The organism is Dyella telluris, from assembly GCF_014297575.1.
Lineage (GTDB): Bacteria > Pseudomonadota > Gammaproteobacteria > Xanthomonadales > Rhodanobacteraceae > Dyella > Dyella telluris.
Map to the genome: position 1 here is coordinate 1,933,879 of NZ_CP060412.1, position 22,998 is coordinate 1,956,876.

Here is a 22,998-nt window from a genome sequence, read left to right on the forward strand (position 1 = left end):
CAACGTAGCGGGAAGGCTTCGGCTGGGGAAGTGATCTGGGCGCTGGGCTCGCCTCTGCGAGGGCCCCGTTTTTGCTCGTCATTCCGGCGCAGGCCGGAATGACGGGCGGAAGGGAGCGCCGGCTTGTAGACCGGCGCGCCGCGCAGCCTTACTTCTTCAACACTTCCACCACGTACTTCGGCCCTTCCGGATGCTGTTCGATGATCAGGCCGTGGATGTCGGACTCGAAGCCCGGGAAGCGTTCGTTCTGTTCCTTCGCCGTGCGCAGGCTTTCGATGATGGGTGAATCCTTCGCACCGAACTTCTCGCCGGGCATGATCACCGGGATGCCCGGCGGGTACGGCACCAGCATGGTGGCGGCGAGGCGGCCGGAGAGCTTGTCGATCTCCACGCGCTCCACTTCGCCACGCACCAGGCGGTCGTAGGCTTCCCACGGCGCGATCACAGGCTGCGGCAGCTCCACGTACATCTCGCGCATCACCTGCGCCACCTTGTTCTTGGTGTTGAACGCATGCAGTGCGTCACACAGGTCGCGCAGACCGGTATTGGCGTAGGTGGTGGGGTGATCCTCCACCAGCGACGGCAACGCCTTGCTGAGCGGGGCGTTGGCGTCGTACAGCTCCTTGAATGCCAGCAGTTCGGTGGTGAGCGTGCTCCACTTGCCCTTGGTGATGCCCATGGAGAACAGGATGAGGAAGGAATAGAGGTTGGTCTTCTCCACCGTAATGCCGCGTCCCCACAGGAAGCGACTCACCACCGCGGCGGGAATGCCCTGCTTCTCCACCTTGCCGTCCATGTTCAGGCCCGGCATCACCAGCGTGACCTTGATCGGGTCGATCATCACGAAGTCGCGCGCAAGATCACCGAAACCGTGCCAGGCGGCCTTGGGCACGAGCTTCCAGTCGGACTGCTTGGTGCTTATCGGCTGGCCGGCGCGCTCGCCTTCGTCCAGGCGTTCCTTGAGTCCATCGGGCTGCCACACGCTGAACCACCAGTCGCCCTTCTTGATGCTGTCGCCCACGTGCAGCACGGCGCGGCGGAAGGCAATGGCTTCCTTGTGCATCTGCTCGATCAGGCTGCGGCCGGCGCGGCCCTCCATCATGCGCGAGGCCACGTCGCACGAGGCGATGATGCCGTAGTGCGGCGAGGTGGAGGTGTGCATCATGTACGACTCGTTGAAGCGATCGGCGTCCAGCTTGCGCGTGCGGCTGTTGCGCGCATGGATCATCGAGGCCTGCGAGAACGCCGCCAGCAGCTTGTGGGTGGAATGCGTGGCAAAGATGATCGGGTCCTGGTCGCGCGGTTTCCCCTTGGCCATGGCGTAATGGTTGTCGTACATCTCGTGGAAGGCCGCGTAGGCGTACCAGGCTTCGTCGAAATGCAGGAAATCCACGCTGCCGCCGATGTCCTTGGCGATCTTCTCCACGTTGTAGCAGAGGCCGTCGTAGGTGGAGTTGGTCACCACCGCGATCTTCGGCTTGAAATCCTTGCCCTTGGCCTTGGCCACCTTGCTGGCCAGCGGATGGTCGGCAATGGCCTTGGCCATCGCCTTGGGTTGGAACTGGTCCAGGCTGATCGGGCCGATGATGCCGTGGGCATTGCGGCTGGGCGTGAAGTACACCGGCACTGCACCGGTCATCACCAGCGCATGCAGCAGCGACTTGTGGCAGTTGCGGTCGACGAACACCACGTCGCCGCGCGCCACCGTGCCGTGCCACACGATCTTGTTGGCGGTGGAGGTGCCGTTGGTGACGAAGAAGGTGTGGTCCGAGCCGAAGTTGCGTGCCGCCTCCGTCTCGGCGTCCTTGATGGGCCCGGTGTGGTCGAGCAGCGAGCCGAGTTCCGGCACCGAGACGGATAGATCGCTGCGCAACGTGTTCTCGCCGAAGAACTGGTGGAACGCACGCCCCTCTGCCGACTTGGTGAACGCCACGCCGCCGCCATGGCCCGGCGTATGCCAGGAATAATTCGACTCCGCCGCATGACGCACGAGTGCCTTGAAGAACGGCGGCATCAGCTTGTTCATGTACTCGTCGGCGGCACGCATCACCTGCTTGGCGATGAAGGCCTTGGTGTCTTCGTAAAGGAAGATGAAGCCATGCGTGATGCCCAGCAGCTTGGTGGGAATCTGCTCCACCGTGCGGCGCTCGCCGTACAGGAAGATGGGCAGGTTTTCGCGGTAGGCCAGCTGCGTGTTGAGGAAGTCGAACAGGCGGTCGAACTGGTGCGGGCCCTCTTCCGCACCATCGATGGAGATAAGCACCGCCGACGCCGCGTTATAGGTGCGCGCGCCTGCCTCCGCATCTTCCATGGTGAGGCCACTGAGCACGCGATGGTTGTAGCCGCGGATCTCGTCCGCCAGGGCACGGATCAGGATGCCGTTGATGCGCGGCGAATCGTAGTCGGCGTCGATGATGACGACGGGGTAATCGAGGGCGTTGAAGTACATGGTTGAGCTCCATCAATCGCGGGGGGCGAGGGGAAACGTAGATCAATGAATCCGTGGATCAGGTGCGTGGCGTGCCGGGGAGCGGAACCCGGTTGGCCTTGTCCTGCCGGCGCTGTTCGCTGAAGAACGGATAGAACACGCTGATGAACAACATAAAGAGGAAGGCATAGGTCACCATCTGGCCGGCGGTGCCGAAGATGGCCCACAGGCAGTACACGACGGTGATGCTGGTGAGCACCCAGTAGAAGCCGGTATGCGCCGTGGTGTGGCTCAGCTCCACCGCGAAGTAGCAGGCCACGCAGGAATAGATGTACGGCAGCAGCGTCAGCACCACGGCCGCCTGCGTGATCACCTCGAACTGTTCGGAGGCCGACGGCGAGGCCGCCGTGACCAGCACGATCAGCGACATCAGTACGCCCACGATCAGCAGTCCCTGTACCGGGGTATCGTCCTTGTTGGCCTTGCTGAAGATCTTCGGGAACAGTCCGTCATCACCGGCGGCCTTGGCGCTCAGCGCGGTCAGCATGATCCAGCCGCCCAGTGAACCGCCGGCACCCAGCGCCGCGCACAGGCTCACCACGCCACCGCCGATATTGCCGATGGCCACCTGCGCGGCCAGCGCAAACGGTGCATCGGCCACCTGCAGCTGGTCGTTGGGGATCATGCCCATGATCACGGCGGAGCTGGAGATGTACACCACGGCGGCCAGTGCCACGCCGGCGATGGTGGCGATGGCCACGTTCTTCTCCGGGTTCTTCACCACCGCTGCGGACACCGACGCCGATTCAACGCCGATGAAAGCCCACAAGGTCAGCGAAGCCGCACCGGAGATGGCCTGGAAATCACCCTTGCCGGTGACGTTGTACGCAGCCGAGAACAGGTCGCTCTTGAAGAAGAACCAACCGAAGATGGCTATGCCAAACAGCGGGATCAGCGCGAACGAGGTGGTGATCGACTGGATGCGCGTAACCACCTGCGCACCCAGGATGTTGGCGAAGGTGAACAGCCAGATCAGCACCAGCACCACCACCGTGCGAACCATGGGTTGCGACAGCGCGGGAATGAAGTAGCTGAAGTAGCCCACCGCCGCGACAGGCAATGCCACGTTGCCGATCCAGTTGGCAAACCAGTAGATGGTGTTGGTCTGGAAGCCCATGTACGGGCCGAACGCATCGCGTGCATAGGCATAGGGGCCGCCCGCCTTGGGCGCGAGGCGGCCCAGCTTGGCGAACACGAAAGCGAGCAGCAGCGAACCGATGGTGGTGACCACCCAGCCCCACATCGACACGCTGCCGATCTTGGCGAGGCTGCCCGGCAGCAGGAACACACCCGAGCCCATCATGTTGCCTGCCACCAGGAACGTGGCCGCTACGACGCCGATCTTGCGCTTCTCATCTGCCATGACGTGGCTCCCTTGGTTCGAACGGTAAGATGTCGAAGGGCCGAACGCGCCCGCACACCGTTGCGCGCACGGCGCAAGGCGAACGCGTCGAAAAATACTTAGGTATGTTTGAAACAGCGTGCGGCTGGCGGAACGCGCATCGCTCCCTGCGCGTGATGCTGGCCATGCATCGTGCGTTTCGCTGGATCATCGGGTGACACACTCCATGTCGCGACCGACCTCGGCATCGCCGGAACGCAGGTAGGCAACCCCGTTCCCCGCCATCGAAACGCACTGAGATCGATATCCATCGGCCCCTGCATCTGCCCGGCGACACCCTGAGGTCGGATTGTCGTCATGCAAGCGGTCGATAGACCGTGAAGGATGATTCCTCAAACGCTTGGAATTCCCTCAAAAACGCGCCTCTGCGCGTACGTTTTCTGTCAACGAACTTTCACGTTTTACATCCACCTGTCGCGGCAGCATGTGAGAGTGCAGCGCACACCCGATGGGGGAATGTCATGTCGAGCAAGCCCAGTTCGCCGTCGCGCCGCGACTTTCTGCGGCAGTCGCTGGTGGCGGTTCCCGCGGTCAGTCTGTTGGGCACATCGGCCATCGCGCAGACACAGAGCGGAAGCGCTGCTGCACCGGCAGCCATGTCGGCAGGCAACTACGCGCCGCGGTATTTCACCGCACCGGAGTGGGCATTCCTGCAGGCGGCCGTCGACCGCCTGATTCCTTCCAACGACGATGGCCCCGGCGCCGTGGAAGCGGGCGTGCCGGAGTTCCTCGACCGGCAGATGGAAGCGGCTTACGGGCATGGCGGCCTGTGGTACATGCAGGGACCGTTCGTACCCGAATCGCCACCGACACTGGGCTATCAGCTGCGCTACACGCCACGCGAGTTCTATCGCAAGGGCATCGCTGCCATCGACGACTGGTGCAGGAAACAACACCAGAAAACCTTTGCAGAACTGCCGGCGGACCAGCGCGACGCGATCCTGCACCAGCTCGAGAAGGGCGAGATCCACCTGGACGACGTGCCCACCGCGGCGTTCTTCACCCAGCTGCTGACCAACACCAAGGAAGGCTATTTCGCCGACCCCATGTACGGCGGCAACAAACAGATGGCCGCGTGGAAGATGATCGGTTTTCCCGGGGCACGCGCGGATTTCGCCGACTGGATCGAGCAGCCCGGCAAGGTTTATCCCTACGGGCCGGTGTCGATCGAAGGGGCCAAGTCATGATCCGCATGAAACCGGTCGACGTGGTGATCGTCGGCTTCGGCTGGACCGGCGCCATCATGGGCATCGAACTGGCCGACACGGGGCTGAAGATTCTTGCGCTGGAACGCGGCGCCTATCGCGATACCTCGCCCGACTTTACCTATCCGCACAACGCCGACGAACTGGCCTATGGCATCCGCGGCGAGCTGTTCCAGCCGCTGGCGCGCGAAACGGTGACGGTTCGTCACAACGTGGGCGATACCGCCGTGCCCTATCGGCAGTACGGCTCATTCTTGTTCGGCAACAACGTGGGCGGCGCGGGCATCCACTGGAATGGCCAGCATTACCGGCCTTCGCCGGAAGACCTGGAGTTCCATAGCCATATCAGCAAGCGCTACGGGCAGAAGTTCATGCCCGAGGACATGCAGATCCAGGATTACGGCGTGAGCTACGACGAGCTGGAGCCATACCTGGAGCAGTTCGAGTACCTGTGCGGTACCTCGGGCACGGCCGGCAACCTCAATGGCGAGATCAGGCCGGGCGGCAATCCGTTCGAAGGTGCGCGCAGGAAGCCCTACCCCAACCCCGCCGTGGGCGATACCTATGGTGCAAAGCTCTTTGCCGAGGCGGCGCGCAAGGTCGGCTATCACCCGTTCCCGCAGCCTTCGGACAATGCCTCGCAGCCGTATACCAACCCGCACGGCGTGCGCCTTGGCCCGTGCAACCTGTGCGGCTATTGCGAGCGCTTCGGCTGCTTCATGTATTCCAAGGCATCGCCGCAGACCACCATCCTCCCGGTGCTGATGCGCAAGCCCAACTTCGAACTGCGCACGCATAGCCATGTCACGAAGATCAACCTGGATTCCACCGGCAAGCGCGCCACCGGCGTGACCTATATCGACGCGCAGGGCCAACAGGTGGAGCAGCCGGCCGAGCTTGTGATCGTCTCGGCGTTCCAGATGCACAACGTGCGCCTGATGCTGCTGTCGGGTATCGGCACACCGTACGACCCGGGCACGGGCAAGGGTGTGATCGGCAAGAACTACGCGTACCAGATGATGAGCAGCATCGGCGTGTTCTTCGACAAGGACGTGGCGATCAATCCCTTCGTCGGCGCGGGTTCCGGTGGCGTGCAGATCGTCGACGATTTCAACTCCGATCATTTCGACCACGGCCCGCACGGGTTCGTTGGCGGTGCCTATATCTATGGGGGACAGACTGGCGGTCGCCCGATCCAGCAGCTGATCGTGCCGCCAGGCACGCCGTCGTGGGGCGCGGGCTGGAAGAAGGCAGCCAAGGACAGCTATCTGCACGCCACCACCGTGGCCACGCATGGTTCGGTGATGTCGTATCGCGACCGCTACCTCGACCTGGACCCGACCTACAAGGATGCCTTCGGCCAGCCACTGCTGCGCATCACCTTCGACTGGCACGACAACGAATACAAGATGTCGCAGTTCGTGACGGAGCGTGCGCAGGACATCGTCAGGCAGATGAACCCCAAGGCCACCTCGCTGACGCTGCGCAAACCGGGTGACCACTACGACATCCGCCAGTACCAGACCACCCACACCACCGGCGGGGTGATCCAGGGAACGTCGCCGGACCTCAGTGCGCTCAACCGCTTCCAGCAAAGCTGGGACGTGCACAACGTGTTCGTTACCGGCGCGTCGGCGTTCCCGCAGAACCTGGGCTACAACCCGACCGGACTCATCGGCGGCCTTACCTACATGTCCGTCAAGGCCATCCGCGAGACCTACCTCAAGCAACCTGGTCCCCTGGTGCAGGCATGAACACCTTCGGCAAACGTCGTCGCCGTGGCGGTGGAGGCCTGTTCCGCCTCATCGTCGTGCTGATCGTGCTGGTGGTCATCGCGTGGGTGGCCGCGATGCTGTTTCCCGGCGGTGGCGGCGACCCGGCTGCCAAGGCGGCGGAGTCCACGCCCGACCAGCTCAGGCAGGGCGAATACCTTGCACGCGTCGGCGATTGCGCAGCCTGCCACACGGCGCCGGGCGGCCAGCCATTCGCGGGTGGCCTGGCCATTGCCTCGCCCATCGGCACGATCTACAGCACCAACATCACGCCCGATCCTGACACCGGCATCGGCAAGTACACCTACGGGCAGTTCGAGCGCGCCGTGCGACGCGGCATCGATGCGCAAGGCCACACGCTGTACCCGGCCATGCCGTATCCCTCGTATGCCAAGGTCAGCGATCAGGATATCCAGGCGCTGTACGCCTACTTCCTGCACAGCGTGCAGCCGGTGAAGCAGGCCAACAAGGCCGAGGGCATTGCGTGGCCGCTCTCCATGCGTTGGCCGCTCACCTACTGGCGATGGTTGTTCGCGCCATCGGTGAAGCCGGTGGAAACCGCTGGGGCAGGCAATGCCACGTTGGCCCGCGGGCAGTATCTGGTGGAAGGCCTGGGCCATTGCGGCGCCTGCCACACGCCGCGCTCCTTCACGCTGCAGGAAAAAGCGCTGGGACCGGACCAGGGCACGACCTACCTCAGCGGCGGCGAAAGCGACAACTGGGTCGCGCCCAGCCTGCGCGGCGAACTGGCCAGCGGCCTGGGCAGCGTGCCCGAAAACGAGCTCGCCACCCTGCTGAAGAACGGCCGCTCGGATCGCAGCGCCGTGTTCGGCGGCATGAGCGACGTGGTGGAACACAGCACGCAATACATGAACGATGCCGACCTCGCGGCCATCGCCCATTTCCTCAAGTCCTTGCCGGCGGCGCGACAGGAGCAGGCGCTGACCTACAACGGGGCCACCCGCGCCACCCTGGCCAGCGGCAATGCCGGCGCGCCGGGCGCACAGCTCTACGTGGACAACTGCGCCACCTGTCATCGCACGGATGGCCACGGCTATGCGCAGGTGTTCCCTGCCTTGGCCGGCAATCCGGTGCTCAATAGCGACAATGCGGGCTCGGCGGTTCGACTGGTGCTGCACGGCGGCACCATGCCGTCCGGTCGTGATGCGCCCACGCAGTTCAGCATGCCGGCGTTCCGCGAGCGGCTGACCGACCAGCAGATCGCCGACATCCTCACCTTTGTGCGCTCCAGCTGGGGCAACCGGGGCGGTGCGGTGACGGCGCAGCAGGTGTCGCGTCTGCGCAAGCTGCCCCCGGGCGGTCAGCCGTTGATGACGGGTTATGACCCGCGCCAGCGCGGCTCCGATGATCCCGGCCCCCTTGCCGAGGACCAGGCCGGGACACCGGTAACCACCAAGTAGCGCACCAGCGTGGCGGCACTCAACGTGCCGCCACCGACGTGGTCTCCACGTTGCTGCCGGGCCAGCCGCCACCCAGTGCGCGGAACGTGGCGACCGCTGCGCGTGCATCGTCCGCGTGCACGCGCGCGAGCTGGTCGCGCGAGTCGAGCAGTTCGCGGTCTTCGTCGAGCACTTCGATCAGGCTGATCGCACCACCCTTGTAGGCATCCTGCGCGGCATCGCGCGCCATCTGGTGGGCCTGCACTTCCTGCTCCAGATCCCGGTGCTGGGTTTCCAGTTCCGCCAGCGCAACGATGGCGTTCTCCACGTCTTCGGTGGCGCGCAACATGGACTGGCGATAGACGGCCAACGCCTCGGCATGGGCGCCCCTGGCCTGCGCCACTTCCGCATCCACCCGACCGAAGTCGAACAGGCGCCAGTGCAGGCCCAGCATGGCCTGCGGCTGGAACGCCTGCGAAGAGAACAGCGAGCCGCTCTGCAGGCTTTCGAAACCGAGCAGGCCGCCCAGCGAAACTTTCGGGTAGTACTCGGCCACGGCCACGCCGATGCGTGCATTCGATGCCGCCAGCCGGCGCTCGGCAGCGATGACATCGGGGCGGCGGCGCAGCAGCATGTCGGGACCGCCGTCGGTGCCGATGGCGGGTACGGTGAAGTTCTGCGCGCTGTCCTTGAGTTCGGCGGCATAGGTGCCGGGCGCTGCGCCCATCAGCACGTCGAGGCGGTTGAGCTGTTGCTGCAGCGTGATACGCAACGGCGGCAGGGTGGCCTGCGCCTGCAGCACCAGCGCCTGCGCCTGTGCCACTTCGCGCGAGGTGGCGAGACCGCCGGCCAGGCGCAGCTTCACCAGCGCCAGCAGCTGCTTCTCGGTATCGATCTGCTGTTGCGCCAGACGGAGCCGCTCCTGTGCGCCACGTACCTGGAAGTAGCTATCCGCTGCCTCTGCCGCCACGGAAACGCGCACACCGTCCTGGCCCGCTTCCGCAGCCTTCGCTTCGTCGGTCGCCGCCTCGGCGCCGCGATGCAGTCCACCGGCGATATCCAGTTCCCAACTGGCGCCAACGCCGAGCGTCTCCAGTGTCTGCGTGCGCTGGTAACCTGGCTGATGGCTGGCGAGCTCGCCCAGCGGCCCCTTGGTGGACTGATGCATCTGCACGACCTGCCCGTCGAGGCTGCCTTGCGGCGCCAGCTGGGCACCGGCTTCGCGGGCGGCGGCGCGGGCCTGGTCGACGCGCGCCATGGCGGCGGCAAGATCCAGGTTCTGCGCCATCACGCGACTGATGATGCGCGTGAGTTCCGGATCGTCGAAGCCCTGCCACCAGGCATCCAGCGCAGGTGGCGTGCGGGTGGCGTCGCGTGCCTGCAGCAGCGGCTGGCTGGTGTAGTCCGCGTTGGCCTTGATCTCGGGCCGCACATAGTCGGGGCCGACGGTGCAGCCGGCCAGGCCGATCAGGGCAGCCGCGAAGGCGCCAAGGTGCAGCGGGGAACGACGCGACGACGTTGACGCACCGTGGGTGGACGAAATCGAAGTGTTCATCGTGATGTCTCGAAGGGAAGCAGGGAATCAGTGCGCATCGGCCGACGGACCCGCTGGCGGCGCCACCTTGCGCATCAGCGGCACCATCGCGGTGGCGACGACGAAACACACGCCGATGACGAGGAAAGCGTCGGAGAACGACAGCGTGAGTGCTTCGCGGTAAGCCAGCTGCCATAGTTGATGCAGCGAACCGTCGGCGGCGTCGCCGGCGTTCTGCCCCAGCTCGGCCAGATGACCGGTGGTGGTCGCCAGGCAGCCGTTCATGGCTTCGTTGCTGCTGTTGAGGCGTTCGGCCAGGTGATAGAAATGTGCGTTGGTGCGGTCGTTGAGAATGGTGGCGCACACGGCAATGCCGATGGCGCCGCCCAGGTTGCGCATCAGGTTGAACAGGCCCGAGGCCAGTCGCAGGCGCGCCGGTGCCAGGCCGCCCAGGGTCAATGTGACCGCCGGTGGCACGGCGAGCTGCTGCGCCATGCCACGCAGCGCCTGCGGCAACAGCAGTTCATGCGCGCCCCAGTCGTGCGTGATGGGCGCGAAATCCCACATGGAGACGGCGAAGATCGCCAGGCCCGCCATCATGATCCAGCGCAGGTCGTAGCGCTTGGCCAGGTAGGTGTACAGCGGGATCGAAAGGATCTGGAACACGCCGGTGGAGAACACCGCTTCGCCGATCTGCAGGGCGCTGTACCCGCGCACTCGCCCGAGGAAGAGCGGCGTGAGGTAGATCGTCGCGAACAGGCCGATGCCGGTCACGAAGGAAAAGAAACTGCCCAGTGCGAAGTTGCGATCTTTCAGCGCGCGCAGGTCCACCACCGGGTGCGCATAGGTCAGGCTGCGCGTGATGAATGCGACGCCAGCCAGGCCGGATAGCCACGCATTGGCAAGAATCACGCGGTCGCTGAACCAGTTCCAGCGCGGGCCTTCTTCCAGCGTGTATTCCAGGCAGCCCAGGAACACGGCGAGCAACACCATGCCCACATAGTCCGCGTTCTTCAGCAAGGAGAAGTCGGGGCGGTCGATGTTGACCAGCAGCGGCACCGCCACCGTGACGAAGATGCCCGGCACCAGGTTGATGAAGAACAGCCAGTGCCACGACGAATGGTCGGTGATCCAGCCACCCAGCGTGGGGCCGAGCGTGGGTGCCAGCGAGGCGATGGCGCCAATGGTGGCGGCGGCGACCACGCGCTGCTTGTTCTCGAAGAACACGAAGGCGGTGGTGAATACCGTCGGGATCATCGAGCCGCCGAGAAAACCCTGCAGCGCGCGGAACACGATCATGCTCTGGATATCCCACGCCGCGCCGCACAGCATGCTGGTGATGGTGAAACCCGCCGCCGATGCCGCGAACAGCCAGCGCGTGGACATCACCCGCGAAAGCCAGCCTGACAGCGGAATCACCACGATCTCCGCGATGAGGTAGCTGGTCTGCACCCAGGCCGTCTCGTCGGAGCCGGCCGAAAGGCCACCGCCGATGTCGCGCAGCGAGGCGGACACGATCTGGATGTCCAGCAGCGCGATGAACATGCCCACGCACATGGTCGCGAAGGCGAAGACTTTCTTGGTCATGTCCATCGTCGCCGGATCCATCGGCGCAGCGAATGGCGCGCGCGAGGCAACCGCGTTCATGGCGTGGCCGTCCGGGCGCGCGTATCCACGTCAGCCACCACGGAAAGCCCCGGACGCAGCACGCCGAGCTGGTCATCCGCCGTGTCCAGCACCACGCGCACAGGCACGCGCTGCACCACCTTGGTGAAGTTGCCGGTGGCGTTTTCCGGCGGCAACACGCTGAACTGCGCGCCGGTGGCTGGCGCCAGGCTGGCCAGATGGCCATGGAACACGCGACCCGGCACGACATCGGCGCGTATCGTCACCGCCTGGCCGGCACTCATGCGGGCGAGCTGGTCTTCCTTGAAGTTCGCATCCACCCACAGGCCATGCGCGGGCACCACGGAAAGCAGTTGCGAACCGGCGGCGGCGTACGCACCGGCGCGGGCACGACGGTTGCCGACCACGCCATCCACCGGCGCGCGAAGTTCGGTGTAACCCTGGTTGAGGCGCGCGATGTCCTGCTCGGCCTTCGCCTGCTGCAGGGCGGCGCGTGCCTGCTGCTTCTGCGACTCGATCACGTCGACCTGGCGTTGCGCGGCAAGCAGCGCCGCCTGTGCCTTGTCCGAATCCGCGCGGGCGCTTTTGTAGGTGGCATCGGCACGTTGCGCGCTTTCGATGGAAACCGCCGACCGGCTGGAAAGATCGCGATAGCGTGCTTCATCGTCGCGCGAGCGCTGCGTTTCCGCATCCGCCGCGGCGACACTGGCCTGCGCCTGGCGGATCACCGCCTCCTGCAGTTTCCCGGTGGCATCGAGATTGGCCAGCAGGGCTTCCTGCGCGGCGACCGCGCCATCGGCCTTGGCGAGCGCGGCGCGGTAATCGCGATCGTCGATCTTCACCAGCAGGTCGCCGGCATGCACGACCTGGTTGTCGGTAACGGCGACCTGGGCGATGTAGCCGGGCACCTTGGGCCCGATCACGGTGACGTCACCGCCGACATAGGCATCGTCGGTGTCTTCAATGAAGCGACCCACGCTCCACCAGTGGCCACCGTAGGCGATGCCGGCAATGACGCCGACACCGATGGCGATGCTGAGCAGGCGTTTCTTCCTGCTGCGCGGCGGGGATTCGACAAGAGCGGGGGTATCCGCGCGTTCGGCGGCAGTGGCGACGGTCATGGGGGTGACTCCGGAAGGTGGGGATCGCAAAGGGATGGGCGCGGCTGCGCAAGGCGTGAGTTCCTGAAAGCGATGCGCGAGCGCATGCGTTCGTCGGCGGCAGGGCCGGCACGCATCTGGTGGCGTTCGCGGGTAATGGGTTCGCCCGTGCGGCCATCGACCATCACCGGTTCCACCAGGTGGCCGGTCATCCGGTCGATGAGTTCGACGGCATGGCCATCGGGGGAGAAGTGCCGGTTGCCCCACGCCATCATGGCCAGCAGCACCGGGCGGAAGTCACGGCCGCGTTCGGTGAGCAGGTATTCGTGGCGAGGCGGCCGGCTGCTGTAACGGCGGCGCTCGAGCATGCCCGTGTCCACCAGCAGCGCCAGGCGCCGGCTGAGGATGTTCGGCGCAATGCCCATACTGGCCTGGAAATCGTCGAAGCGGCTCAGCCCGTAGAAGGCATCCCGCAGGATCAGCACGCTCCAGGCGTCGCCCGCCTGGTCGACGGCTCGGGCAATGGGGCAGGCCATGGTCTGGGTACTGTGGTGGCGCATCGAGGCGGCCTCGATCCTTTTAGATGATGCGCATCATATAAATCGCAACTTGCGGAATGCAAGTGACTTTTCGTGATGACAGCGTGAATTCACGGCATGCAAAAAAAGTCGCCATCGGCCCTTGAAAGGCTGTTGCCTGCCCGTTATATGATTTGCGTCATATCAATTGACAGTGACTCGTCGCCCCCATCCTCCAGCGGACACTTACCCATGAAAATCCAAGGCTCTACCGTTCTCGTCACCGGCGCCAACCGCGGCCTCGGCCTTGCCTTCGCCCAGGCGCTGCTCGCCGCTGGTGCGCGCAAGGTCTATGCCGGCGCGCGTGATCCGTCCACCGTCACCCTGCCCGGCGTGGTGCCGGTGAAACTGGACGTGACCAACCCGGCCGATGTCGCGGCCGCTGCAGCGCTGGCCACGGACGTGGACATCGTCATCAACAACGCCGGCATCACGGGCGACACGCCGCTGCTCGATGCAGCCCATGGCGATGCCCATCTTCGCCGCCTCATGGAAACCAACCTCTACGGCATCCATGGCGTGAGCGTGGCCTTTGCGCCGGTGCTGAAGAAGAACGGCGGTGGCGCGCTGGTGAACATGCTTTCGGCGTTGAGCTGGCTCAGCCTGGACAGCACCAGTGCGTACTCCGTTTCCAAGGCCGCGGCATGGGCGCTCACCAACAGCCTGCGCAACGAACTGCGCGCGCAGGGCACGCAGGTGCTGGGCATCCACGCCGGCTATATCGACACCGACATGGTCAGCCACGTCACCGCGCCCAAGACCAGCCCCGCCGATATTGCCCAGCGCACGCTGGAAGCACTGGAACGCGGCGATTCGGAAATACTTGCCGATGAAACTTCCCGACAGGTAAAGGCAGGTTTCAGCGCGCCGCGCGCGGCCTATCTCGGCGCGGCCTGACCACCGCACAACGGGCGCCCGGCCGCGATGGACGGCCGGACGTCCAGCCATTCGCCGCCGAATGGCCAAAAAACCCGCATTCGCTGCACTGCACTACTGGACGAAAAAGCTCAGGGGCGTCACCCTTACTGTCTCCCCATGTGCAGGATCGTCCATGAGAACACCAGCCCGCGCCGCCCCGACTCTGCTTGCTGACCTCGGTGGCACCAACGTGCGATTCGCGCTGGCTGATACGGGCCGTGCCAGCCCCTTGATGGACGACAGCGTGCGCCGCTACCGGGTCAAGGATTACAGCTCGCTGGCCGACGCCATCCGCCAGTACTTCACCGATACCGGCCTTACCGCTTCGCGCGCCGTCATCGCTGCGGCAGGTCGCGTGAGCGAGGGCGAGACGGTCAAGGTCACCAATAATCCGTGGCAGGTTGCAGCCCATGGCCTGCAGGCCGAGCTCGGCATGGAATCGGTGCACCTGGTGAACGACTTCGCAGCGCAGGCCATGGCCGTGCCGCTGCACCTGCAGCAACAACTCGCCTCGGTGGGCCCGCAGGCCATGCCGACGCCGGGCACGCATGACACGCAGACCTTCGTGGTAGTTGGCCCGGGCACCGGCCTGGGCGTGGCTGGCCTGATGCGTCGCGAAGGCCGCTGGATCGTGCTGGAAACCGAAGGTGGCCACGCCGGCTTCGCCGCGCACACGGCGGAAGACGTGGAAATCCTGCATCGCCTCAACGCGCGCTTCGGCCGCGTGTCCAGCGAGCGCATGATCTGCGGCAACGGCCTGGTGAACCTCTACCTCGCACTGGCTGACATCGCCGGCCAGCCGCCGGAGGAATACACCCCCGAAGACATCACCGCACGCGCCGAAGCAGGCACCGACGCCCTGTGCGTGCGCACGGTGGAAACGCTGGCCGGCATTTTCGGCAGCGTGGCCGGCGACCTGGTGCTGAGCCTGGGCGGCTGGGACGGCGTGTTCCTCACCGGCGGCATGCTGCCGATCCTGTTGCCGTGGCTGAAGCACGGCGGTTTCCGCGAACGCTTCGAAGCCAAGGGCCGTTTCCGCGAAACGCTGGAGCAGGTGCCGACCGTGGCGATGATGCATCCGGATCCGGGCCTGCTCGGCGCGGCCGCACTGGCCGTGCTCGATGCCGGCAAGCCGCTGGTGGCCAACGGCTGACGTTACCGCCAGCCGCCGGCTTCCCGCTCAACGGTACTGTCGCGTCACCACCATCGTGCGACGACCGCCCGCGCGGTCCACGAAATAGTCCAGCATGGCGATGCCACTGTGGCCGCTCGCCATGCCCATCTGCTCCACATACACGGCGTGCGACGAAGCCGGCGCGCCGCAAGCACCGATGCCGCCCTGCACGCCCAGCGGCGGCAATCCCGAGCTGCACGCCGGGTTGACCACGCTGCCGACAAAGACGATGCGACCGTAGGCCTCGCCGGCATGGCTGCTGCCTGCGGCCGCGCAGGCCGCGACGCCAAGGACCACGAGCTGACCGAAGTGTTTCATGGCATTCCCCTCAGAATGGATGGTCGGTGCGTCGCCCGCACGCACCGCCGGAGGGCTGCCTTCAAGACACTCGCAGGGAGGCGGATGCGTTGACCGCAACCGCCCCGTCGCGACCGGCATGCCTTGCCCCCCGGCAGGATGCGTCCGTTCGACGCGGCAGACGCTAGGCGCGATGCGGCGCGTTTTCTGTCAGCCCCTACAAGCCCCTACAACGCCACGTGCGCTGCATCACGCTTCGCGGGAAACACACGCCCCGGTGCTAGGCTTTAGTGCCCTTCCCCATCAAGCGATACCGCCATGCCCCGCGCCGACACCGCCTTCCTGTTCGATCTCGACGGCACCCTCGTCGATAGCGTCTACCAGCACGTGCTGGCCTGGAAGGAGGCGCTCGACCGCGAAGGCGTGGAGCTTTCCGTATGGCGCATCCACCGCAAGATCGGCATGAGCGGCGGCCTGTTCACCAACATCCTGCTGCGCGAAACCGGCATCGAGATCACCGAAGAACGCCTCGCCCGCCTGCGCACCTGGCATGCCGAGGCGTACAACCGCCAGGCCACGCAAGGTTCGGTGCGCCCGCTGCCCGGTGCACGCGAGCTGCTCGCCTTCCTCACCGATGCCGACATCCCGTGGGCCATCGCCACCAGCGGCCGCATGCAGACGGCTGCGCACAATCTCGAAGCGCTCGGCGTGGACCCGTCGAAGGTGCCGGTGGTGACGCGTGACCAGGTGCGCCACGCCAAGCCCGATCCCGATCTTTTCATCACCGCCGCGCAGCGACTGGGCGTGGACATCCACTACAGCCTGGTCATCGGCGACAGCATCTGGGACATGCTTGCCGCGCAGCGCGCACGCGCACTCGGCGTCGGCCTGCTCTCCGGCGGCTATGGCCAGGAAGAACTCGAAGACGCCGGCGCGTTCCGCGTCTACGAAGACCCCGCTGACCTGCTCAAGCACATCGACGAAGTCGTGGCGCGGAGCTAAGAGCGAGGAGTGAGTGGAGAGGAGTGAGTAGTGAGAGAGAGCCGGGGGACGCGACTCTCACTTCTCACTCCTCTTAACTGACTTCTCATACTCCCCGTTAGGCGCGATTCATCGCGACGGCGACGCAAGCGGTTAGTCTCGAAAGTCGTTCAGAAATACTGGAGGCCGCCATGCGCCGTTTCCTCGCCGTGCTTCCTCTCGCGCTGCTCGTCGCGTGCTCGCCGTCCACGCCGCCGCCCGACCAGAAACCGCCTCAGCCCAAGGCCACCGCGCAGAGCACACCCGACAACGCCGAACTCGGCTCGCCGCAGTGGTACGAATGGGTAGACGACCGCCTGCACATCACCGACGACGGCCACGGCCCCGATCGCGGCTCCGCCGAATGGAACGAAGCGGTGCAACGTAAGCTGGGCCAGGAAGCACCACAGACCCAACCGGGTTCGCCGCAGTGGCAACAGGCCGTGGATTCGCTGCTGCGCACGCGGCCGGCGATTGAGTAGCACAGCCATTCCACGTCGATTGTTTGTGGGAGCGCACCCTGTGCGCGACAGCCTGACGGAGTGGTATCGACAGGGCGCTGCGGTCGCGCACAAGGTGCGCTCCTACAGGGGTGTCTCGCACCGTGTGAAGTCCGTTTCTCTCTCGCCTCAGTGCTCACCCCAGTCCTCTCCCGAACGGGAGAGGACGAGCGACAGGGGATGTTCAACGTGAACACCCGAGTGGCAAGGAAGGATGTGCCTCGTGAGGCACGACGCTCCGCGTTAAGTCCTCTGCGCTTCGGCGCGTTGCGAAGCGCATCGAGGTATCCGCTGTGTAGAGGCGGAGGTTGCCAAGCAACAACGTTCCTCAGCCGTTCGGGCTTATCTCACCGGAATGCTGCCAGCTTTTAAGGCCATTTCTTTGGGTTACTTTTCTTTGGGCCAGCAAAGAAAAGTGACTCGGCCTCCGGCAGGAGGTCGAAACGCCCCCGCTGCGTAAGCGGCAACCTGGCGCCTGCGTGACTACCGAAGGCCGAGAGCAAAGGCACTGGATCCCAGCTCGACCAGCCCTCCGGCAGTTGAAAAGCGCCTCGCTGGGATGACGGTCAAAAGAATGAAGCTGTGGGGCGATAGACCAGCCACCCAGGCTCTGGATGACTCGCTGCGCTCGCCCCTTCGGGGCCGCCCTACGGGCGTTCTGCGACGCGAAGCTGGTCCCGTGGGGCGCGCTTCGCGCTCGTCCGGCCTGTGCCGGGATGACCAGATAGAAACGGTGAGGCAAGGTCACCCCTCATCCCAACCCTCTCCCCGCCGGGGAGAGGGAGCTGGGTAAGGCAAGCGCGGGCACGCCCCCCATCACCCGGCCTCCATCAGCCAAAGCCCCCTTACCTACCCCCTTCCCCATTAGCCCCCACCCATTCCCTCGCAAACCCCTGCAACTCCGGAAAAAACACCTCGAACCGCGCCTGCAGCGGTCGCTCCAGCCCCTGCAGCACGGGCATGGCCGCGCCCACCGGGTTGGCGCGGCTCAGGCGATGGGAAATGCCATCCAGCGCGGCCCCCAGCTCTTCCGGCCGCGCATAGCCACCGGGCAGCGCATGGGCATCCATGTAATGCCGGAAGCGCAGCAGCGCCGGCGGCAACAACGGTTCATAGCGATACAGCAGGGCCCGCACGCTCGCCGAGTAGGCATCCAGCGGGTGCTTGCTCCAGCGGGGGAAATCACGCGCCAGAAGATGGTCGAACCACATGTCGAGCAGGATGCCACCGTAGCGCCTGAACGGCGCTGGCAGCAGGGTTCGTGCCTCCACCACCACGGGATGGCTGTCGGTGTAGACATCGATCGCGCGATGCAGGCGGATACCGGCGATCAGCCGTTCCGGCAGGGCCGGATCGGGCTGCCCGTGGACGAAATCGCCCATGATCCCGCCCAGCCGCAGCAGCTCGTCGTCACCCGCCAGCAAGGCATGCGCGAGGTGGTTCATGGGCACCTGCCCGAACGCCGGGGGCATGTGGCGGTTATCATTCTGGATATGAACCCCGTGATCATCCCCATCCAGCCCGACCATTTTCCCGAACAGGCGGCCAGCTTCGCGCTGGAAGGGCCGGCCGGCAAGCTCGAGGCCGTCAGCGACGTGGCCGTACCCGAAGAGGCACGCCGCGGCACCGCCATCATCTGCCACCCCCACCCGCTGCAGGGCGGCACCATGCACAACAAGGTGGTGACCATGGTGGAACGCTCGCTGCGCGAGTCGGGCCTGGACACCGTCCGGTTCAACTTCCGTGGCACCGGCGAGTCGGAGGGCACCTATGACCATGGCAACGGCGAGGGCGACGACCTGGCCGCGGTGGCCGCCTGGGTGCGCGAGGTGCGCCCGGACGATGACTTGTGGCTGGCCGGCTTCTCGTTCGGCAGCTATGTGTCCCTGCGCAACGCCGTGCGCCTGCGCGCGGACGCGCTGATCAGCATCGCACCGCCGGCCGGTCGCTGGCCGTTCGAGGACATCCAGCTGCCGACCTGCCCCTGGCTGGTGGTGCAGGGCGAGGAAGACGAGATCGTCGACCCGCAGGCCGTGTTCAGCTGGATCGACGGCATGGCGCGCAAGCCCGAGCTGGTGCGCATGCCGGAAACCAGCCACTTCTTCCATCGCCGCCTCATGGACCTGCGCGGCGCCATCAAGCATGCCGTGCAGCCCTGGCTGCCGCCGCTGCGTCAGGATTGACGCCGCCAGCCCTCCCCCATGTTCGATGCCCCGTTTCCCCGCGGGGCGCCCGCAGAGTCCGCCGTACCCATGAGTAACTCCGCCCTGCTCGCGCCCAGTGCGCGATATCACGAAGGCGTCAGCGCGCACCGCTGGGAGGCCGATCCGGCCCAGCAGGCGCTGCTGCCCGAGTTCGACCGCATGCATGCCGAGCTCATCGCCTCCACGGCCATCGGCAATGGCGGTGGCCTGTTCGGCCGCCTCAAGTCCCTGCTGGGCAGTGATGCGCGCGACGGCGTGCAGGGGCTGTACCTGTGGGGCAGCGTGGGACGCGGCAAGACCTTCCTGATGGACATGTTCGTGGCGAGCCTGCCGCAGGGCATGGCGCTGCGCCGGCACTACCACCGTTTCATGGGCGAGGTGCACGAACAGTTGCGCGAGCTGGGTGAACGGCAGGATCCCCTGCTGGAAGTAGCCGCCCAGATCGCCTCGCGTTGCCGCGTGCTGTGCCTGGACGAGTTCCTGGTCAACGACATCGGCGATGCCATGATCCTGGCTACCCTGCTGCAGTCACTGTTCGAACGCGGCGTGACGCTGGTGACCACCTCCAACACCGCGCCGGCGAACCTGTACAAGGATGGCCTGCAGCGCGCACGCTTCCTGCCGGCCATCGCGCTGATCGAGAAGCACTGCCGCGTGGTGCAGATGATTTCCTCGCACGACTGGCGCCTGCGCGCGCTGACCCAGGCCGCGGTGTACCAGACCCCGCCCGGACCGGAAGCGGAGCGCGCGCTGTCGCGCATCTTCACCACGCAGGCGGAAGGTTCGGTGCAGGATGGCGGCGAGATGATCATCAATGATCGTCCGATTCCGGTGCGCAAGCGCGCGCGCAATATCCTGTGGTTTGATTTCGCCGCGCTGTGCGAAGGCCCGCGCGCCGTGTCCGACTACATCGAACTGGCCAAGGCCGGTCCCGCGGTGATCATTTCCAACGTGCCGCAGTTCACCGTCTACACCGACGATGCGGCGCGCCGCTTCGTACTGCTGGTGGACGAGTTCTACGACCGCCACGTGAAGCTGATCCTTTCCGCCGCCGCACCGATCACCGAGCTGTACGACGGCGAGCGCCTGCGCGCGGAGTTCGGTCGCACGGAATCGCGCCTGATTGAAATGCAGAGCGAGGAATACCTCGCGAGTGAGCATCTGCCCTGACCCGCCTCGCTCCCCTCTGTAGGAGCGCCCCTGTGCGCGACGGGCGCCGCACATCGGTGAATGCCATCACCGTGAAACGCCTCGTGGCTGCTGCTAACGTGTCCGCACCCCAATGGCCGGAGCCGCCATGTCGATCCTGCTCGCGCTTGCCTTGCAACTGAGCCCTGCTACCAGTGCGGATTTCCATGCGCGCGTCACCCAGGCCAAGATGGCCGAAGGTGCAGCCACGGGGCCGGCATACCAGAAGCAGATGTGGGATCGCATCGGCAACCTGACCACCGATGCTTACAAGGCCTGCCTGGCAGGCGTGCAAGCATCGGACAAGACACCCTTCACCCTGGTAGCCAACGTGGGCGCAGACGGTCGCCTCACCGGCATCGCCGTGCAGCCCGAGATCGCCGTGGCCAAATGCATGGCCAGCCACTTCACCGGCCTCACCCTGCCGGCACCGCCTGCCCAGCCCGCGCCCTATCCCATCGAGATCGATTTCAGCATCAAATCATGAACAGCGAATGGCACAACAGCGGTGCTTGGCTCCGCGCGGGCGTGCCATAGGCAAAATGGTCTCATTGCGGTCCATGAAGTCGCTGGAGTAGCCTCAGCCCCATGACAGGACACTTGTCCTGTAGGGGGCATTGAAGCGATGCGCACGACCACGGGCTGGAGTCCGGGGCAGCATGCGGCCGGGCACCAGGATGCAGCGCCCGACGCCGAGCTGCCTGTGGAGCCAGCTGCTTCAACCGATAGCTTTGCCGTACCCGGCTTCGATGCCGTGGTGCGCCTGGTCACGCGTTCGCTCGACGTGCCGCTGGTGGCGCTGGTGCTGAACAGCGGCGCGGCGTACTGGTTCGCCGATGGCAATGAAATGCCCGCCAGTGGCCCGCGCGCCTTGCACCCCTTGTTCCTGCAGGCGGCACGCAGCCTGGCGCCGCACGTGGTGCTCGATGCGCTGGACGATGTTGGCCTGCGCGACGCGACGCCACCGCTGACGGCCGGCCCTGGCCCCATCCGTTTCTTCGCCAGCGAGCCGGTGGGCACGCTGACCGGCCAGCACATCGGCGCGCTGTGCGTGATGGATCCACAGCCGCGCGCCGCGCTCAGCGAAAGCGAGCAGACCGCGCTGCGCGATGCCGCCACGCTGATCGGCACCGGCGTGGTGCTGCGCAGTTACCTGGGGCGCACCGACCCCATCACGCAACTGCCGCACCGCTATGCGTTCTTCGACGACCTGCGCAAGCACCTGCAGGATGGCGAGGCGCACGCATGGGTGATGGCCATCGACGTGGCGCCGGTACAACGCTTCAACGCGTTCGTGCGCGCCATGGGCCACGCCTACGCCGACGAACTCATGCGTGCCGTCGCAGCGCGCGCACTGACCTGGATTCCGTCCGACGTCCACCTGTACCAGGTGGGCGCGACGCGCTTTGCCGCCGTATTGCCGGACAACCATCTGCTGGACGACACCGCGCGCCTGGATGACCTGGTCGAACGCCTGCGCCAGCCGTTCGACTGCCTCGGCATTCCGCTCACCATCCAGCCGGGCGTCGGCCTGCTCAAGATGAACGCGGCCGAGTTGCGCGGCGGCGATCCGCTGCGGCTGGTGATGAACGCCTCCTACGAGGCGCAGCAACATCCGCGCGGATGGACGGTTTACAACCGCCTGCAGGACGAGCAGCAGCGGCAGGAGTTCCTGCTGGTCACCGAACTGGCCGCCGCACTCAACGAAGGCGAGGAACTGGATCTTCACTACCAGCCGCGCATCGACCTGGACACGGGACGCTGCGTGGCGCTGGAAGCCCTGGCCCGCTGGCACCACCCCACGCTGGGCGCCATTCCGCCTGCGCATTTCGTGGCGCTGGCCGAACGCGCCGGGCTGATGCACTCGCTCACGCAATGGGTGATGGAGCGCAGCGTCGCGCAGCTCGCCGTCTGGCGTCGCGGCGGTCACGACATCAAGCTTTCGCTCAATGTGTCCAGCACGGATCTGGGCGCTGACCTGGTCAACCGCCTGCGCGCGGTGGCCGAGCGCCACAAGATCGGCCTGGACACGCTGGAGCTGGAATTCACCGAAAGCACGCTGATGGAACACAGCGCGCTCACCCGGCGACACCTTACGGCGATCCGCCAACTGGGCACCGGCATTGCCATCGATGACTTCGGAACCGGCTACAGCAACCTCGCCGCGCTGCGCCAGATGCCGGCGACGAGCCTGAAGATCGACCAGTCGTTCGTGCGCGGCATGGGCACCAGCCCTCACGACGAGGCCATCGTGCGTTCCGTGGCGGAGCTGGCGCGCAACATGGGTTTCCGCGTGGTGGTGGAAGGCGTGGAAACGTCGAACATCTACGAAAGCGTGCTGGGCATGGCCTGCGACGAAGCGCAGGGCTTCCATATCGCCCACCCGCTGCCGTCGTGCGATGTGCCGAACTGGCTGAAGGCGCACGTTGGCATGCCGTCGCGACGGGCGGTGCGCTGGGCTCCGTAAGACGCGCTTCTCTGTAGGAGCGTGCTTGCGCGCGACAAACATCGTGGCGGTAACGACCAGGCGCTTCGGTCGCGCAGGAGTGCGCTCCTACATGGCCGGCGGCCGGGGAATCGCTCACCCTGACC

General features: G+C 65.7%; 19 protein-coding genes. 11 read left to right on the plus strand and 8 right to left on the minus strand.

What is annotated here, in order from left to right; all coding sequences use genetic code 11:
- Positions 1–148: 148 nt before the first annotated feature.
- Together H8F01_RS08795 and adiC are read right to left on the minus strand one after the other, a co-directional pair.
- Positions 149–2,449: an Orn/Lys/Arg family decarboxylase gene (locus H8F01_RS08795; protein WP_187058653.1), complete on the minus strand. Its 2,301-nt coding sequence runs from the start codon at positions 2,447–2,449 to the stop codon at positions 149–151.
- Positions 2,450–2,507: 58 nt separating this feature from the next.
- Complete coding sequence (gene adiC, locus H8F01_RS08800; RefSeq protein WP_187058654.1) at positions 2,508–3,851, minus strand: arginine/agmatine antiporter; 1,344 nt, start codon at positions 3,849–3,851, stop codon at positions 2,508–2,510.
- Between the two features lie 500 nt (positions 3,852–4,351).
- Between adiC and H8F01_RS08805 the strand changes: the two genes are divergently transcribed.
- From H8F01_RS08805 to H8F01_RS08815, 3 genes are read left to right on the plus strand one after another with little or no spacing between them, the layout of a single operon-like run.
- Complete coding sequence (locus H8F01_RS08805; RefSeq protein ID WP_187058655.1) at positions 4,352–5,077, plus strand: gluconate 2-dehydrogenase subunit 3 family protein; 726 nt, start codon at positions 4,352–4,354, stop codon at positions 5,075–5,077.
- On the plus strand, positions 5,074–6,849 hold the full coding sequence (locus tag H8F01_RS08810) for a GMC family oxidoreductase (RefSeq protein WP_187058656.1): 1,776 nt from the start codon (positions 5,074–5,076) through the stop codon (positions 6,847–6,849). The genes H8F01_RS08805 and H8F01_RS08810 overlap by 4 nt, the downstream gene beginning before the upstream one ends.
- Complete coding sequence (locus H8F01_RS08815; RefSeq protein WP_187058657.1) at positions 6,846–8,288, plus strand: c-type cytochrome; 1,443 nt, start codon at positions 6,846–6,848, stop codon at positions 8,286–8,288. Before H8F01_RS08810 ends, H8F01_RS08815 begins: the two co-directional genes overlap by 4 nt.
- A gap of 19 nt (positions 8,289–8,307) precedes the next feature.
- On the opposite strand, the gene H8F01_RS08820 is transcribed toward H8F01_RS08815, so the two are convergent.
- Genes H8F01_RS08820 through H8F01_RS08835 form a run of 4 tightly spaced genes read right to left on the minus strand, consistent with a single transcriptional unit; the run spans position 8,308 to position 13,087 of the window.
- Positions 8,308–9,822 (minus strand): efflux transporter outer membrane subunit, encoded by a 1,515-nt coding sequence (locus H8F01_RS08820; RefSeq protein ID WP_187058658.1) that lies wholly within the window; start codon positions 9,820–9,822, stop codon positions 8,308–8,310.
- A 27-nt stretch (positions 9,823–9,849) separates the two neighbouring features.
- The gene (locus tag H8F01_RS08825; protein ID WP_187058659.1) at positions 9,850–11,448 is read right to left on the minus strand and encodes a DHA2 family efflux MFS transporter permease subunit; all 1,599 of its coding nucleotides are present in this window, start codon (positions 11,446–11,448) and stop codon (positions 9,850–9,852) included.
- The gene (locus H8F01_RS08830; protein WP_187058660.1) at positions 11,445–12,548 is read right to left on the minus strand and encodes an HlyD family secretion protein; all 1,104 of its coding nucleotides are present in this window, start codon (positions 12,546–12,548) and stop codon (positions 11,445–11,447) included. The genes H8F01_RS08825 and H8F01_RS08830 overlap by 4 nt, the downstream gene beginning before the upstream one ends.
- Positions 12,545–13,087, minus strand: a complete 543-nt coding sequence (locus H8F01_RS08835; protein WP_187058661.1) for a winged helix-turn-helix transcriptional regulator — start codon at positions 13,085–13,087, stop codon at positions 12,545–12,547. The genes H8F01_RS08830 and H8F01_RS08835 overlap by 4 nt, the downstream gene beginning before the upstream one ends.
- 210 nt (positions 13,088–13,297) lie before the next feature.
- On the opposite strand from H8F01_RS08835, the gene H8F01_RS08840 reads away from it, so the two are divergent.
- Together H8F01_RS08840 and glk are read left to right on the plus strand one after the other, a co-directional pair.
- Complete coding sequence (locus tag H8F01_RS08840) at positions 13,298–14,002, plus strand: SDR family oxidoreductase (protein ID WP_187058662.1); 705 nt, start codon at positions 13,298–13,300, stop codon at positions 14,000–14,002.
- A 154-nt stretch (positions 14,003–14,156) separates the two neighbouring features.
- Positions 14,157–15,176, plus strand: coding sequence for a glucokinase (glk, locus tag H8F01_RS08845; protein WP_187058663.1), 1,020 nt, complete (start codon positions 14,157–14,159; stop codon positions 15,174–15,176).
- A gap of 27 nt (positions 15,177–15,203) precedes the next feature.
- Here the strand turns inward: glk and H8F01_RS08850 are convergent, their stop codons facing one another.
- Complete coding sequence (locus H8F01_RS08850) at positions 15,204–15,515, minus strand: hypothetical protein (RefSeq protein WP_187058664.1); 312 nt, start codon at positions 15,513–15,515, stop codon at positions 15,204–15,206.
- 297 nt (positions 15,516–15,812) lie between these two features.
- Between H8F01_RS08850 and H8F01_RS08855 the strand changes: the two genes are divergently transcribed.
- Positions 15,813–16,496, plus strand: a complete 684-nt coding sequence (locus H8F01_RS08855) for an HAD family hydrolase (RefSeq protein WP_187058665.1) — start codon at positions 15,813–15,815, stop codon at positions 16,494–16,496.
- Positions 16,497–16,666: 170 nt separating this feature from the next.
- Positions 16,667–16,996, plus strand: coding sequence for a hypothetical protein (locus H8F01_RS08860; RefSeq protein ID WP_187058666.1), 330 nt, complete (start codon positions 16,667–16,669; stop codon positions 16,994–16,996).
- An 863-nt stretch (positions 16,997–17,859) separates the two neighbouring features.
- Here H8F01_RS08860 and H8F01_RS08865 read toward each other — a convergent pair.
- Positions 17,860–18,459, minus strand: a complete 600-nt coding sequence (locus tag H8F01_RS08865) for an acyl carrier protein phosphodiesterase (protein ID WP_187058667.1) — start codon at positions 18,457–18,459, stop codon at positions 17,860–17,862.
- 48 nt (positions 18,460–18,507) lie between these two features.
- Between H8F01_RS08865 and H8F01_RS08870 the strand changes: the two genes are divergently transcribed.
- The 4 genes from H8F01_RS08870 to H8F01_RS08885 all read left to right on the plus strand — a co-directional run bounded on the left by H8F01_RS08870 (position 18,508) and on the right by H8F01_RS08885 (position 22,873).
- A complete protein-coding gene (locus H8F01_RS08870) occupies positions 18,508–19,197 on the plus strand; it encodes an alpha/beta hydrolase (protein WP_187058668.1) in 690 nt (229 codons plus the stop codon).
- A 69-nt stretch (positions 19,198–19,266) separates the two neighbouring features.
- On the plus strand, positions 19,267–20,388 hold the full coding sequence (gene zapE / locus H8F01_RS08875) for a cell division protein ZapE (RefSeq protein ID WP_187058669.1): 1,122 nt from the start codon (positions 19,267–19,269) through the stop codon (positions 20,386–20,388).
- 127 nt (positions 20,389–20,515) lie between these two features.
- Positions 20,516–20,893 carry a peptidase C13 gene (locus H8F01_RS08880; RefSeq protein ID WP_187058670.1) on the plus strand — a complete coding sequence of 126 codons (378 nt, stop codon included), beginning with the start codon at positions 20,516–20,518 and terminating at the stop codon, positions 20,891–20,893.
- Positions 20,894–21,031: 138 nt separating this feature from the next.
- Complete coding sequence (locus H8F01_RS08885) at positions 21,032–22,873, plus strand: sensor domain-containing phosphodiesterase (RefSeq protein ID WP_187058671.1); 1,842 nt, start codon at positions 21,032–21,034, stop codon at positions 22,871–22,873.
- The last annotated feature ends 125 nt before the right edge of the window (positions 22,874–22,998 follow it).